This window comes from Geothrix rubra (genome assembly GCF_030268065.1).
GTDB classification, from domain to species: domain Bacteria; phylum Acidobacteriota; class Holophagae; order Holophagales; family Holophagaceae; genus Geothrix; species Geothrix rubra.
Genome location: NZ_BSDD01000002.1, coordinates 279,370 through 292,778, shown reverse-complemented (window position 1 = coordinate 292,778; position 13,409 = coordinate 279,370). Strand labels below are relative to the sequence as shown.

Genomic DNA, 13,409 nt, shown 5'->3' with positions numbered 1-13,409 from the left:
ACCCGGACAGGATGGACCGGCTCAGCACCTCGTCGTTCCAGCGGTTCAGGCCAGCCGGGCGGCCACGTCGCGGTAGTCGGGATCCATGTCGTAGACCCGCTTGAACTCCTCCGCGGCCTGGGCGGTGTGGCCCTGCTGCAGGAGGATCTCGGCCAGGTCGTAGCGGAGGCCGATGGCGTCCTCCGGTGGGAAGCCGGGGGCGTCGATGCCCTGGTGGAGCCACGTCACGGCCCGATCCAGGTCGCCCCGGGCCTGCTCGCAGATGGCCAGCATGGAGCAGCACTCCAGGGTGCGCTCGGGATCGCCCATGGCGATCTTGAACTCCTCGATGGCCGGATCGATGAGCATCATCTCCTTGTAGGCGATGCCCAGGTTGTAGTGGGTGTCGTAGTCGTCGCCCTTGACCTGCTTCTCCACACCCTCGCGGAAGGCGCTGAAGAGTTCGTCCACGCTCTGGATCTTCTCCACGACGTGGGTGGCGTCGTGCATCTCCTCGCCCTCGCCGGAATCCAGGAGGGCGGTGCCCAGCACGTCCGTGAGGTCGAAGAAGGAGGAGGTGAAGTCGCTCTCGTCGAGGGCACTGGCCTTCGCCATGTGCCCCAGCTTCTGGAGGGCCAGCTCGGCCCGGTCCATGCGGTCGACCAGCTCGGGGTGCCCGGGGAACTGGCGGAGGGCCGCCTCGATCTCGAGCTTGGCCTCGTCCGGGCTGCCGTAGTCCAGCTGGAAGTCGATGTCGCCCAGGAGGCTCATCAGCTCCTCGGGCACCGGGGCTGGCGCGGGCACCGTGAGGGGCGGCGGTTCCGGCGGCAGCGCGGCGGATTCCGCAAGGGGGGGCAGCGGCATCGTGGGCACGGAGGGTGCGGGTTCGGCCGGGGCCGCCAGGTCCGTGAGGGTGGCCTCCATCCAGCCCAGGTCGGAGGCGTCCAGGGAGGTGGGCTCGGCCGTGGGCGCGGGCAGGGGCTCGAGGTCCGGGAAGACGGGCAGGGCGTCCGCCATGGGGATAGGTTCGAAGGCCGGTGCGGGCGCCGCCGGACGGGCCGGGGGCGGCGGCTCGAAGCCCGGGACATCCAGTCCGATGAGGGATTCCACTCCGGAGGGCGGCGGGGGCGGGGGGGCCGGGAGGGCGATGGGAGCCTGGGGCTCCGGGGCCCGGACCGCCGGGGCCGGCGGGGGCACGGCGCCGGGTTCCGGCAGGCCCAGGGTCCGGCGGTGGATCCGCGTGGAGCCGGGGAAGAGCTGCTCGGCCATGTCCAGGAGGTGGGTGGCCTCGCGCGTCTTGCCGATGCGGGCCAGGGCCTGGGCGCTCTGGACGTACTGCATCTGCACCTTGGTCAGGTGGCCGGTGGTGCGATGCACCGCCACGATGGCCTCGATGATGGTGAGGTCGGCGGGATCCAGCTCCAGGGCCTTCTTGTAGGTCTCCACGGCCCGGTCCGAGCTGCCGCTGCGGAGCAGGGCCTCCGCCTCTCGGGAGATCTGCTCGATGCGCAGCCGGCGGACGGGATCCATCTCCGTCTCGCCCCCGTGGCGGGTGATCTCGATGGAGACCGGCGGGAGCTGCATCCCCCCCGGCACGCCCGGCGCCCCGAAGCCCCCGAAGGGCGCCTGCGGGGTCTCGCCGGGGATGGCGCCCAGGGCGACGAGCTGGGTGGAGAGGTGGTCCATGAGGTTCTGGTCGCCGTGGGTCTTGGCCAGGGCGTAGGCACTCTGGAGCGCCTGCTCCCGTTCGGCCTTGTTGCCGCTCTGGTGGGCGATCTCCGCGAGCAGGACCCAGGCCTCGGTGCTGAGGTTCCCCTGCAGGGCTCCGCGCAGGCTGCGGCTCACCAGGTCGCCGGAGCCGCGCCGGGCCATCTCGCGGGCGATGGGGGAGAAGAGGCGCAGGCCCTCGTCGGCCCGGTCGGCGCTCACCAGGTTTCGCAGCGCCTTCTCGCAGAGGGGCATGGCCTTCTCGGGGAGCTGGGGGATCTCGGTCAGGGCCTCCAGGGCCCGGTCGGGATTGCCGCTCCGTAGCTCGATCTCCGCCAGGGCCTCGAGGAGCTCGGGGTTCCGGGCATTGGTCGCCAGGCCCTCCCGCAGGTGCTGGGCGGCCGTGGCGTAATCCCCCTGGATGACCCCCAGCCGGCTCTGGGTGAGGTACACCTGGGGGGTGGACACCATGGCCTTGGCCCGCTCGAGGATCTGGTTCGCCTCGGCGTGCATCTGCTCCATGGCCAGGGACTCGGCCACCTCCAGGTAGATGGCGGCGGCGCGGTCCTTCATGCCCTCCTTGTTGTAGAGGTCGGCCAGCCGGACCTTGTTCTTCAGGTTCTTGGGATCGAGGTCCACCAGCTTGGCGAACTCCTCCAGGGCCCGCTTGATGAGCCCCTTCTTCTGGAAGTACTCGGCCACCTGCAGGTGGACCTGCACGGCCTCCTTGATCTTGTTGGTCTGCCGGTAGAGGTCGGCCAGCCGCTGGGCGATGTCGATGTCGTCCGGGGCGGCCCGCATGGTCTTCTGGAGGATGGCGGTGGCCTTGGGTGCGAAGCCGTCCCGCTCGTAGGCGATGGCCAGGCGGCGGAACACCTCCACGGCCTCGGGGATGCGCCGGATCTGGAGGTACAGGTCCCCGATGGTGTTCAGGGTGTTCATGTCCTTCGGGTTGTCGTCGAGGAGCTTCCGGAGCTCGTCGATGGCCCGCTCCACCTTGCCGGCAGCCAGGAACTTGTCGGCTTCCTTCTTGACTTTGATGCGGTCAATGGCCATTCGCTGCCTCGGCAATGCGTTTCCTGGAGTTCGGAAAGTGTAGGCCCGTCGATCCGGCTTGGATAGCTTCAGGTCCCGGCCCGGAAGTGCCGGCCGCTGAAGCTGTGGGGCAGCAGGTCCGCCAGGCGGTGGAGCTGGCGGGTCCGGCGGTTGGCCAGGAGGATGGGAAGATCCTCCGCGAACTCCACGAGGACCTGGCGGCAGGCGCCGCAGGGGGGGGTCAGGCGGTCCGCCTCGGTGACGACCACGGCGGCCACCAGGCCGCCGGGGGCCAGCCCCTGGGCCACGGCGGTGCTCACGGCCCCGCGTTCGGCGCAGAGACCCACGGGGTAGGCGGCATTCTCCACGTTGCAGCCGGCCACCACCTGTCCGGAGGCCGTGAGCAGGGCCGCCCCCACCTGGAAGTGGGAGTAGGGCGCGTGGGCCCGGTCCCGGGCTGCCCAGGCGGCCTCCAGGAGTGGGGTCCAGGCGGGGGATTGCGGGTCGTCGAACACCGTTGGGACCTCCGGCGCCCCGCGCCGGGGCTGCTCCTAGCTTAGTCCCCCGCCGGAGAGGCGTCAGCCGGCAGGCCGCGCCCCGTGGCCTCCGCCAGCGCCAGGGCCCGCCAGCAGGGCGTGTGGCCGCGGATCTCCCGGGCGCCGCCGGGGCCGTGGAGCTCCAGGCTCACCTCCCGCTTCTGGAGGCGGGCCTGGAGGATGGCACCGGAAAGCCGCTCCAGCTCCCGTTCGAAGGCGCGCCCGGGGGTCCAGGCATCCACGTCCAGGCGGAGGTGGACCCCCAGGGGCCGTTCCTCCTCGAAGGTGCGCACCCAGGGTTCGCGCCGCTGGGCTGTGCGCTTCCAGTGCATCCGGCCGGGGGCGTCGCCCGGTCGGAGGGGACGGGCCCCCTCGGGGCTGCTGCTCCCGGGCCGGGACTGGGTGCGGTGGCCCTCCCCCCGCCAGCCGGCAGGCGCGGCCGGGGGCGTGCGGGGGTGGGGCAGGACGAGGATGGGCTGGTCCAGCTCGAGGATCCGGGACTTCTCCAGGAAGCCGAAGGGGAACTGGGTGCGCAGTTCGAGGCGCCGCAGCCGCGCCCAGCCCCGCCGCTCGGCCCGGGCGTGGAGCACCACGGTGCTCTCGCCCTGGGCGGAGCCGGTCCCCAGGAAGCCCGGCTCCACCCGGCCCCCGTCCAGGGCGAGGTGCAGTTCCAGGCCCCGGACCCGTCCACGCGGGGCGTCCTCCAGGCGGAGCCGGAGGCCTCCCCGCACCCGGGCGAAGAGGTTGCCCTCGTCCAGGGCGGCGAGGCGCAGGCCCTGGAGGGCCCGGCGGCTGAGGATGCCGGAGACCAGCAGCATCCCGAGCATGAGCGCGAACACCAGGTAGAGGAGGTTGTTGCCCGTGTTCACCGCGAAGGCGCCCACCGCCAGCAGGGCCAGCAGGAACTGGGCCCCCAGTCCGGTGAGCGCCAGGCGCAGGCGACGGTCGTTCCAGAGCCGCATGGCTCCAGCCTACGCCACCCGGTCGGGGCCCGCAGCCAGCTTCCCACCACCCACTGCTAGCATGGTTCCTTCCCCCAAAAGGTCCCCAATGCCCTTCCGTCTCTTCCGAACCAAGTCCCTGGAACAGCTCCGCGCCAGCGCCGACGAGCCCGAGCACCAGCTGAAGAGGAACCTGGGGGCCTTCGACCTGACCATGTTCGGCATCGGGGCCATCATCGGGGCCGGCATCTTCTCCAGCATCGGCACCGCCGCGGCCGGGAACATGGTCGACGGCCGCCTGCCCGCCGGGCCGGGCCTCGTCCTCAGCATCCTCATCGTGGCCCTCATCTGCGGGTTCACCGCCCTGGCCTACGCCGAGCTGGCTTCCATGATCCCCGTCTCCGGCAGCGCCTACGCCTACGCCACGCTGGGCGAGCTCATGGCCTGGATCATCGGCTGGGACCTGCTGCTGGAGTACGCCATCTCCAACGTGGCCGTGGCCATCTCCTGGGGCGACTACGCCCGCAGCTTCCTCTCGTCGGTCTTCCACGTGGACATCCCCGGCTGGCTGGGCATGGACCCGCGGTCGGCGCTGAAGCTGGCCGACGGCGTCCCGGCCATGGGGCTCTCCGCCAAGCTGCACGCCCTGGCCCAGGCCAAGGCCGGGGGCCTGGACGGTGCGGCCCTCTTCGCCCACTGGGACGTGGTGAAGGCCGCCCCCACCGTGGCGGGCCTGCCCATCACCATCAACCTGCTGGCGGTGGTCATCACCGCGCTCATCACCTGGCTCTGCTACATCGGCATCAAGGAGAGCGCCCGGGTCAACAGTGTGATGGTGGTCCTGAAGGTGATGATCCTGCTGGCGGTGGTGGGCCTCGGCGCCCGCTTCATCAACCCCGGCAACTGGCACCCCTTCGTGCCCCACGGCTGGGGCGGCATCCAGGCCGGGGCGGCCATCATCTTCTTCGCGTTCATCGGGTTCGACGCCGTGAGCACCACGGCGGAGGAATGTCGCGACCCCGGGAAGGACCTGCCCCGCGGGATCCTCTGGTCCCTGGGCATCTGCACCGTCATCTACGCGGCCGTGGCCCTGGTGGTGACGGGCATGCTGCACTACACGAAGCTGGGCGGCATCGCGGATCCCCTGGCCTACATCTTCACGGAGCACAAGATGGCGGGCATCGCCGCCGTCATCAGCTTCGGGGCGGTCATCGCCACCACCGCCGCCCTGCTGGTGTACCAGGTGGGCCAGCCCCGCATCTTCATGAGCATGAGCCGGGATGGCCTCCTGGGCCCCTGGTTCGGCCACGTCCACAAGCGCTTCAAGACGCCCTCCCACGCCACGGTGCTGACGGGCTTCCTGGTGGCCATCCCCGCCGCGCTCCTCAACATCGACGAGGTGGTGGAGCTGGCCAACATCGGCACCCTCTTCGCCTTCGTCATCGTCTGCGCCGCCGTGATGATCCTCCGCAAGCGCCGTCCCGAGGCCCCGCGCAAGTTCGTCATGCCCCTCCCGTGGGTGGTCGCCCCCCTGGGCATCCTGGGCTGCGTGTGGATCGCCCGGGGCCTGCCCGCCCTCACCTGGTACCGTTTCTTCATCTGGCTGGCCATCGGGCTGGTGATCTACTTCCTCTACGGCGCCCGGAAGAGCCGCCTGCAGGAGGCCGCACCGGCCCTATGATGGGAAGGGAGGTCGCATGTTCACGGGACTGATCCGCCACCTCGGCACCCTCGAATCCCGGTCTGCCCGGCCCGGCGGGGCGCGCCTGCGCCTCGCGGCGCCGGCGGACCTGCTGGCGCGGGCCGAACGGGGGGCCAGCATCGCCGTGAACGGCGCCTGCCTGACCAGCGTGGCGGTGGACGGCCGGGCCTGGGAGGCGGACCTCAGCGAGGAGACCCTGGCGAAGACGACGCTCGGACGCCTGGCGCTGGGCAGCACGGTGCACCTGGAGCCCGCCCTGCGGGTGGGCGACCCCCTGGATGGCCACCTGGTGGCGGGGCACGTGGATGCCGTGGGCCAGCTGCTGGCGCGGCCCCAGGCCGAGGGGGGCGCGGAGGAGGGCATCTGGCGCTTCGGCATGCCCCCGGAACTGGCGCCCATGACGGCCCCCAAGGGGTCCGTGGCCGTGGACGGGATCTCCCTGACCGTGGTGGACTGCGGGCCCGACTGGTTCACGGTGGCCCTCATCCCCGAGACGGTGAGGCGCACGGCCCTGGATTCCATGCGACCCGGCGATCCGGTGAACCTGGAGGCGGATCCCATCGGCCGCTTCGTGGCGAGGGCCCTGGTCCTCCGGGGCCGCGAGGAGAAGCTGGCGGCCTTTGCCCAGCGGGGGTGGCACTGAATCGCCCCCGGAAGAATCAGACATTGACGACATCAACATCTTGAAATAATTGATTCTACCCGAGTTAAGGGTAAAGATCCTGGGGCTCCCGGCCGAGGAGAGGGCATGGGCCGACCGGGCTACCCGCTCCCGGGGGCCGGCCCGAGGAGGAGGCTCATGCCCAGCAGAAGTCGCATCATCGCCGCGCTCTCCGCGCTGCTCGCCACCGGCCCGGCCATGGCCCAGGACGGAAGCCCCAGCTGGTTCAAGGTCAGCGGATTCGGCACCCTGGCCGCCACCCATTCCAGCGAGAAGAACGCCGATTTCATCACCAACTACAGCGAGCCCAAGGGGCCCGGCTTCACCCGGAGCACCGACTTCGGCGTGGACTCCCGCGTGGGCCTGCAGTTCGACGTGAAGTTCAGCGAGCGGTTCTCGGCCGTGGTGCAGGGCATCTCGGAACGCCGCTACGACGACACCTACACGCCCTCCCTGAACATGGCCCACCTGAAGTTCCAGGCCCTGCCGGGCCTCGCCTTCCGGGCCGGCCGCATCCCCTACTCGGCCTACCTCATCAGCGACTACCAGAAGGTGGGCTACGCCACCCCCTGGGTGCGCCCGCCCGTGGAGGTCTACCAGTTCAACCCCATCACCTCCATCGACGGCGGGGACCTCACCTGGCAGGCCAGCGCCGGCCAGGTGGCCTTCTCGGGACAGGTCGTGGCGGGTTCCGCCTCCGTGAAGGTTCCCCAGAGCGGGGTCGAGGCCCGGTTCAAGGTGAACGACTTCGTGGGTGCCAGCCTGGCGGCCTCCTACGGGCACGGCACCTACCGCGCCTTCTACGGGCAGATGAAGGGCACTTTGGACAACCCCTACCTGGATGGGTCCACGAGCCCCTTCGTCATCCTCCGCTCCCCCATCCTGCTCACGCCCTACGGGCCCATGCCCAACCCCTACTACGCCCCGGCCATGGCCGACCAGCTCGACATCAAGAAGGACCGCATCACCTACGCGAGCGTGGGCTTCAACTACGATCCCGGCGACTGGTTCGTGATGGGCGAGTGGACGCGCAAGCGGGGGGACGAGAACGCCCTGCTCCACTTCACGGCCGCCTACGTCACGGGAGGCTACCGCTTCGGCAACTGGACCCCCTACCTCACCGTGGCCTGGAAGGGGACGGATTCCCCGACCTCCAACCCCAACGCCGTCGTGAACGCCATCGTCTCCACCGCCGACCACGCCCAGTCCAGCGTCGGCGGGGGCGTGCGCTGGGACTTCCGCACGAACCTGGCGCTGAAGGCCCAGGTCGACCGCGTGAAGAACGCCTCGGGATCCTTCGGGGCCCTGGTGAATCCCCAGCCCGCCTTCCAGACCGGCGGGACCTACAACCTCGCCACCCTCGCCCTCGATTTCGTGTTCTAGGAGGCGACCATGAAGACGAACGCCCTGATCGGATCCCTCCTGGCCGTGGCCCTCGGCACCGCGGCGGTCACCGCCCGCGCGCAGGTGGTGGTCATCATCTCCAGCAAGAACCCCATCTCGAAGCTCACGCCCGACCAGGTCTCCCAGATCTTCCTGGGCCAGGCGAAGACCTTCTACTCCGGCGGCCAGGCCGTGCCCCTCGACCAGTCCGAGGGGCCGGCCCGCCGGGAGTTCTACGAGAAGGTCACGGGCAAGTCCCCGGCCCAGCTGAAGGCCTACTGGTCCAAGCTGACCTTCTCCGGGAACGCCCAGCCCCCCCAGGCCCTGTCCGACAGCCACGCGGTGGTGAAGCAGGTGGCCGAGAACCCCAAGTTCATCGGCTACGTGGACAAGGCCGCCGTGGATTCCAGCGTGAAGGTGGTCCTCGCGCTCTAGCGCGGGACGGTCGGAGGCGGGGCCCCCCGGTTCGCCCGGGGGGCCCCGCGGCTATTCCCGGGCCCCCTTGCGGATGCGGTCCATCTCGCGCTTCTGTTCGCGCTGCTTGAGCGCCTCGCGCTTGTCGCCGTGGGCCTTGCCCTCGGCGAGGGCCAGCTTCACCTTGAGGGTGCCCTTGGCGTTGAGGTAGATGGCGAGGGGGATCAGGGTGAGGCCCTTGCGCACCACCTTCGAGGTCATCTTGGCGATCTCGGCCTTGTGCAGCAGGAGCTTGCGGGGGCGCAGGGGCTCGTGGTTGGCGTAGGTGCCGAACTCGTAGGGCGAGATGTGGGCCTGCTTCAGCCAGAGCTCCCCGTCCACGACATCCACGTAGGCATCCTGGAGCTGGCCCCGGCCCGCCCGCAGGGCCTTCACCTCCGTGCCCAGCAGGGCGATGCCCGCCTCCCAGGTCTCCAGGATGTGGTAGTCGTGCAGGGCCTTGCGGTTGCGGACGAGATCCTCGCTCATGGAACCAGTGTATCCGCCGGTAGACTGGGGTTTTCGGATTGCCCATGCTGCAGAAGCTCCTCGCCCCCGTCGTCGCCTGGATGGTGGCCGTCATGGCCGCCGCGGGCCCCCTCGGCGTGATGCTGCTCATGGCCATCGAGAGCGCCTGCATCCCCCTTCCCAGCGAGGTCATCATGCCCTTCGCGGGCTACCTCGCCTTCCAGGGGAAGCTCACCTTCCTGGGCCTGGGCGCGGGCAATCCCGTGGCGCAGATCTGGATCGCCGGCATCTTCGGCGCCCTGGGCTGCAACCTGGGCAGCATCCCCGCCTACGAGATCGGCGCCTGGGGCGGCCGCCGTGCCGTGGAGAAGGTCGGGAAGTACGTCTGGCTGCACACGGGCCACCTGGATCAGGCCCACCGCTTCTTCGAGCGCTTCGGTTCGGAGGCCATCATCCTCGGCCGCCTGCTTCCCGTGGTGCGCACCTTCATCGCCCTCCCCGCCGGCATCGCGAAGATGGACCGCACCCGCTTCCACCTCTACACCTTCGCCGGCAGCCTGCCCTGGTGCCTCGGCCTCGCCTGGATCGGCTACAAGCTGGGTGAGCGGTGGAATACCCTCGGCGCCTACTTCCACAAGCTGGATGCCGTCATCGGCGCCCTCATCCTGGCCGGCGTGGCGTGGTTCGTGTACGACCACCTCAAGCACCGGACCCGGGGCTGAGTCACCCCGCGAAGCGGTCGGTCGCCGCCACCAGGGCCCTCGAGATGCCGGGCTCGGTGGCGCTGTGGCCGGCGTCGGGGACGATGACGAGGTCGGCCTCGGGCCAGGCCCCGGCGAGGGCCCAGGCGCTCTCGATGGGGCAGACCATGTCGTAGCGGCCCTGCACGATGGCGCCGGGCAGGCCCTTCAACCTGGAGGCGTCGCGCAGGAGCTGGGCCTCGTCGAGCCACCCCCGGTTCAGGAAGTAGTGGCACTCGATGCGGGCGAAGGCCAGGGTGGTGTCGTCCTGGCCGTAGGTGGCGACGAAGTCGGGATCGGGCAGGAGCTTGCTGGTGGCGCCCTCCCAGAGGCTCCAGGCCTTGGCGGCCGGCAGGTTCACGGCCGGGTCGTCGCTGAGCAGGCGCGCCGCGTAGGCCCGCAGGAAGTCGCCGCGCTCGGCCTCGGGAATGGCGTCCCGGTAGGGCTCCCAGGCGTCGGGGAAGATGCGGCTGGCCCCCTCCTGGTAGAGCCAGTCGACCTCGCGCTGCCGCAGGAGGAACACGCCGCGCAGGATCAGCTCGGTGACGCGCTCGCGGTGGCGCTGGGCGTAGGCCAGGCCCAGCGTGGCGCCCCAGGAGCCGCCGAAGACCATCCAGCGGGCGATCCCCAGGTGCTCCCGGATGCGCTCGATGTCCGCCACCAGGTCCCAGGTGGTGTTCTCCCGCACTTCGGCGTAGGGCGTGCTCTGGCCGCAGCCCCGCTGGTCGAAGAGGATGATGCGGTAGCGCTCCGGGTCGAAGAAGCGCCGGTGCTTGGGGCTGGTGCCGCCGCCGGGACCGCCGTGGAGGAAGACCACGGGCTTGCCGGCCGGGTTGCCGCTCTCCTCCACGTAGATCTCGTGCAGGTCCGACACCTTCAGGCGGTGGGTCGCGGTGGGCTCGATGGGCGGGTAGAGCCAGCTGACGGGATCCTTTCGAAGGGCCATGCGGAAGCCTCCATCACACGAAGAACAGGGCGGCGGCCCCGGCCAGGGCCAGGGCCGTGCCCAGGATGGCATGGACGCCCACCTTCTCCTTGAACCCCCAGTGGGCCACGGGCAGCAGGAAGACGGGTGCGAGCGACATCAGGGTGGCGGCCACGCCCATGGGCGCCCGGGCGATGGCCACGAGCGAGAAGATCACGCCCAGCACCGGCCCCGTGGCGGCGCCCAGGGCGATGAGACCCGCGGCGGGGCGATCCCGGAGCCCGTCCAGGGAAGGGCCGAGCCGGCGCGTGAAGGCGAAATAGGCCGCCAGGGCCAGCAGGCCCGCGCTCACCCGGATGAGGTTCGCGGAAACGGGGGAGTAGCCGCCGGATAGGCCGTAGAGGCTGAAGAGCAGGCCCACGGACTGGCCGAGCGCCCCGCCGATGCCCAGGAGGACGCCCCGCAGCAGGTGGGGATGGGCCTCGCGGTCCCCGTCGCCCCACACCACCCAGGCGATGCCCGCCAGGGTCACGGCCATGGCCGCGAGCTTGAGGAGGCCCAGGTCCTGCTTCAGCCAGATCCAGGCCAGCAGGGCGCTGAAGACGGGCGAGAGGGTCATCAGCAGCATGGCGAGGCGGGCGCCGATGAGCAGGAAGGCCTCGAAGAGCACGGCATCGCCCAGGGCGAAGCCGATGAGGCCGGAGAGGGCGAGCCAGCCGAGACGGGCCCCCCCGGCGTGAAGGGGGAAGGCGCTGCCGAAGAGGACGAGGTGCAGCCCCGCCAGCAGCACCCAGGCCAGGAGCAGGCGCACCAGGTTCACGGAGGCGGAGCCGACCCTCCGCCCCGCCAGGGTGAAGCAGACGGAGTTCAGGGCCCAGCAGGCGGAGGTGAGGAGGGCGGCGCTTTCGCCGGCGTAGGGCATGCGGGGCTCCGGGGTAGCCATCTTCTTACGAGGCTACACGAACATCTCCAGGATGCCGTTGCTCACCAGCATGCCGCGGGCACTGAGGCGCACCCGGTCCCCCTCCCACACCGTGAGCCCCTCCTTCTGGAGGCTGCGGAGCCGGGCCTCCCAGGCCTCCGCGAGGGGGCGCAGGTTCAGGGCTTCGGCTCGCCTCCGGAGGTCGCCCCAGTCCACCCCCCGATGGAGCCGCAGGCCCAGCAGCGGGATCTCGGCCAGGGCCTCCGCGGGGTCCAGCTCCTGGAGCTCCGGGATGCCGCGATCCTCCACCCAGGCGGGGATGACGGCCGATTCGGTCCAGCGCAGGTCCGCCATCTGGGAGGCGGCGCTGGGGCCCAGGCCCAGGTAGGGGCGGCGCTCCCAGTAGCGGCGGTTGTGGCGGCTCTCGGCGCCGGGCCGGGCGTAGTTGCTGATCTCGTAGGGCTCGAGTCCCAGCGGCGGGAGCCCGGCCTGCAGGGCCTCGAAGGCATCCGCCACCTCGTCCTCGGTGGGCAGGGCGAGGCGTCCGGCCTCCACCTCTGCCTTCAGGGGACAGGCCTTGTCCAGGTCCAGGAGGTAGATGCTCAGGTGCTCGAGGCCCGTGGCGGCGAGGGCTCGGCCATCCTCGAGGACCTTGGACAGCGACTGTCCGGGTATGCCCACCATGAGGTCGGCGCTGCGTCGCCGGAAGCCCGCCCGTTCCGCCAGGGCCAGGGCCTCCAGCGCCTGGGCGGCGCCATGGATGCGGCCCAGCCGTGCCAGGAGGCCGTCGTCGAGGGCCTGTACGCCGAGGCTGATGCGGTCCCAGCCCAGGGCGCGGGCCCCCTCCAGCCAGGCCAGGTCCACGGTGCCGGGATTGGCCTCCAGGGTGGCCTCTTCGAGCGGGCCGAGGTCGAAGGCCGCCCGGAGCTCCCCGGTGAGGTCCGACAGTTCCCCGGGGGAGAGCAGGGAGGGCGTGCCGCCGCCGAGGTAGAGGGTGTCCACGGCGGGTCGCTCCAGGGCCGCACCCCAGGCGCGGATCTCCTGTCGCAGGCGCGCCACGACGGCCGGCTGCCATTCCCGGTCCCGGGTGGTGGCGAAGGAGCAGTAGGTGCAGCGGTCGAGGCAGAACGGGATGTGGAGGTAGAGCCCCAGCGGTTCCCGACGGGCGGCGGCCTGGAGGGCGGGCAGGTGTCTCCCCAGCGGTCCGGCGAGGTCAGGGATCAACCATCACCTGCTTCATGTCCTGGCGGAGGGCCGCCACCTGGACGGGAAAGCGCCAGGGCGGCTGGAGCGGGTCCGCCGCATCCTCCAGGGCCCGGTAGCGCTCCACCAGGTGGGCGTGGTTCGCCGGTCGGAGTTCCTTCCCGCCGGCATGCACCTCCAGCAGTTCCATGTTCTGGCGCAGGCGCAGGGCCTGGGGGTGGTAGAGGAAGGACGTCAGCAGGAGCTGGCCGAAGGCCAGGCCGAGCACGAGGAAGCCGGCGACGATGGGGATGCGGGTGCCGGCCTGGAGGCCCAGGGCCAGCCACCACCCCAGGAGGCCTATGAGGGCCACGGACAGGACGGGGAGGAGGATCACGGCCCAGAGGCCGCTGCCCCAGAGGCAGTCATCGATGAGGGAATCGGTCACGGCCTCGAGGGTGCCCCGGTCGTTGCGGGCCCTGGCCTTGGCGAGGTGCTCCTCCAGGGCCCGCCAGGCGGCCTGCTGGGAGGAGGTCAGCTCGCCCCGGCGCCGGTCCGTGCGGGTGGCCTTCGGGCGGAAGGGCGGCTCGGGTGGACCGAGCTCCACGGCGGGCTGGGGCGGCGGCGCCTCCACCAGCTTCGCGCCGGGCGGCGGCGGGGTGTTCGTGACATGGACCTGCCCCTCGGCATCGCGCCACTGGTACATGGGCCGTTGCGGCGGCGGCTTCTGCGGCAGCAGAAGCGCCAAGGCGAACAGCCCGGAGGCCAGGATCAA

At 71.1% G+C, this 13,409-nt stretch carries 13 protein-coding genes; 5 read left to right on the top strand and 8 right to left on the bottom strand.

What is annotated here, in order from left to right; all coding sequences use genetic code 11:
* Nucleotides 1-45: 45 nt before the first annotated feature.
* The 3 genes from QSJ33_RS06115 to QSJ33_RS06105 form a co-directional block, all read right to left on the bottom strand.
* Nucleotides 46-2,742 carry a tetratricopeptide repeat protein gene (locus tag QSJ33_RS06115; RefSeq protein WP_285723680.1) on the bottom strand — a complete coding sequence of 899 codons (2,697 nt, stop codon included), beginning with the start codon at nt 2,740-2,742 and terminating at the stop codon, nt 46-48.
* Nucleotides 2,743-2,810: 68 nt separating this feature from the next.
* Nucleotides 2,811-3,236, bottom strand: coding sequence for a cytidine deaminase (locus QSJ33_RS06110; protein WP_285723679.1), 426 nt, complete (start codon nt 3,234-3,236; stop codon nt 2,811-2,813).
* Between the two features lie 41 nt (nt 3,237-3,277).
* Entirely contained in the window at nt 3,278-4,219 is a 942-nt protein-coding gene (locus QSJ33_RS06105; RefSeq protein WP_285723678.1) for a DUF58 domain-containing protein, read from the bottom strand.
* Nucleotides 4,220-4,307: 88 nt separating this feature from the next.
* Here QSJ33_RS06105 and QSJ33_RS06100 point away from each other — a divergent pair, with 88 nt between their 5' ends.
* From QSJ33_RS06100 to QSJ33_RS06085, 4 genes are all read left to right on the top strand, one after another.
* On the top strand, nt 4,308-5,879 hold the full coding sequence (locus QSJ33_RS06100; RefSeq protein ID WP_285723677.1) for an APC family permease: 1,572 nt from the start codon (nt 4,308-4,310) through the stop codon (nt 5,877-5,879).
* Nucleotides 5,880-5,895: 16 nt separating this feature from the next.
* Nucleotides 5,896-6,543: a riboflavin synthase gene (locus QSJ33_RS06095; protein ID WP_285723676.1), complete on the top strand. Its 648-nt coding sequence runs from the start codon at nt 5,896-5,898 to the stop codon at nt 6,541-6,543.
* A 156-nt stretch (nt 6,544-6,699) separates the two neighbouring features.
* On the top strand, nt 6,700-7,944 hold the full coding sequence (locus QSJ33_RS06090; RefSeq protein WP_285723675.1) for a hypothetical protein: 1,245 nt from the start codon (nt 6,700-6,702) through the stop codon (nt 7,942-7,944).
* Nucleotides 7,945-7,953: 9 nt separating this feature from the next.
* Nucleotides 7,954-8,379, top strand: coding sequence for a type 2 periplasmic-binding domain-containing protein (locus tag QSJ33_RS06085; protein WP_285723674.1), 426 nt, complete (start codon nt 7,954-7,956; stop codon nt 8,377-8,379).
* Between the two features lie 51 nt (nt 8,380-8,430).
* On the opposite strand, the gene smpB is transcribed toward QSJ33_RS06085, so the two are convergent.
* Nucleotides 8,431-8,886, bottom strand: coding sequence for an SsrA-binding protein SmpB (gene smpB, locus QSJ33_RS06080; RefSeq protein ID WP_285723673.1), 456 nt, complete (start codon nt 8,884-8,886; stop codon nt 8,431-8,433).
* Nucleotides 8,887-8,930: 44 nt separating this feature from the next.
* Here smpB and QSJ33_RS06075 point away from each other — a divergent pair, with 44 nt between their 5' ends.
* Nucleotides 8,931-9,587: a DedA family protein gene (locus tag QSJ33_RS06075; protein WP_285723672.1), complete on the top strand. Its 657-nt coding sequence runs from the start codon at nt 8,931-8,933 to the stop codon at nt 9,585-9,587.
* Between the two features lies 1 nt (nt 9,588).
* On the opposite strand, the gene pip is transcribed toward QSJ33_RS06075, so the two are convergent.
* The 4 genes from pip to QSJ33_RS06055 are packed head-to-tail and all read right to left on the bottom strand — an operon-like array spanning nt 9,589 to nt 13,409.
* Nucleotides 9,589-10,551 carry a prolyl aminopeptidase gene (gene pip, locus QSJ33_RS06070; RefSeq protein ID WP_285723671.1) on the bottom strand — a complete coding sequence of 321 codons (963 nt, stop codon included), beginning with the start codon at nt 10,549-10,551 and terminating at the stop codon, nt 9,589-9,591.
* A gap of 13 nt (nt 10,552-10,564) precedes the next feature.
* Complete coding sequence (locus tag QSJ33_RS06065; RefSeq protein WP_285723670.1) at nt 10,565-11,452, bottom strand: DMT family transporter; 888 nt, start codon at nt 11,450-11,452, stop codon at nt 10,565-10,567.
* A 33-nt stretch (nt 11,453-11,485) separates the two neighbouring features.
* Nucleotides 11,486-12,676 (bottom strand): coproporphyrinogen-III oxidase family protein, encoded by a 1,191-nt coding sequence (locus QSJ33_RS06060; RefSeq protein WP_285723669.1) that lies wholly within the window; start codon nt 12,674-12,676, stop codon nt 11,486-11,488.
* Nucleotides 12,666-13,409, bottom strand: coding sequence for a DUF4124 domain-containing protein (locus tag QSJ33_RS06055; protein WP_285723668.1), 744 nt, complete (start codon nt 13,407-13,409; stop codon nt 12,666-12,668). Before QSJ33_RS06055 ends, QSJ33_RS06060 begins: the two co-directional genes overlap by 11 nt.

Coding starts and splice junctions, on each gene's coding strand:
- QSJ33_RS06115 (WP_285723680.1), bottom strand. CDS start 2,742: ATGGCCATTGACCGCATCAAAGTCAAGAAGGAAGCCGACAAGTTCCTG.
- QSJ33_RS06105 (WP_285723678.1), bottom strand. CDS start 4,219: ATGCGGCTCTGGAACGACCGTCGCCTGCGCCTGGCGCTCACCGGACTG.
- QSJ33_RS06100 (WP_285723677.1), top strand. CDS start 4,308: ATGCCCTTCCGTCTCTTCCGAACCAAGTCCCTGGAACAGCTCCGCGCC.
- QSJ33_RS06095 (WP_285723676.1), top strand. CDS start 5,896: ATGTTCACGGGACTGATCCGCCACCTCGGCACCCTCGAATCCCGGTCT.
- QSJ33_RS06090 (WP_285723675.1), top strand. CDS start 6,700: ATGCCCAGCAGAAGTCGCATCATCGCCGCGCTCTCCGCGCTGCTCGCC.
- QSJ33_RS06085 (WP_285723674.1), top strand. CDS start 7,954: ATGAAGACGAACGCCCTGATCGGATCCCTCCTGGCCGTGGCCCTCGGC.
- smpB (WP_285723673.1), bottom strand. CDS start 8,886: ATGAGCGAGGATCTCGTCCGCAACCGCAAGGCCCTGCACGACTACCAC.
- QSJ33_RS06075 (WP_285723672.1), top strand. CDS start 8,931: ATGCTGCAGAAGCTCCTCGCCCCCGTCGTCGCCTGGATGGTGGCCGTC.
- pip (WP_285723671.1), bottom strand. CDS start 10,551: ATGGCCCTTCGAAAGGATCCCGTCAGCTGGCTCTACCCGCCCATCGAG.
- QSJ33_RS06065 (WP_285723670.1), bottom strand. CDS start 11,452: ATGCCCTACGCCGGCGAAAGCGCCGCCCTCCTCACCTCCGCCTGCTGG.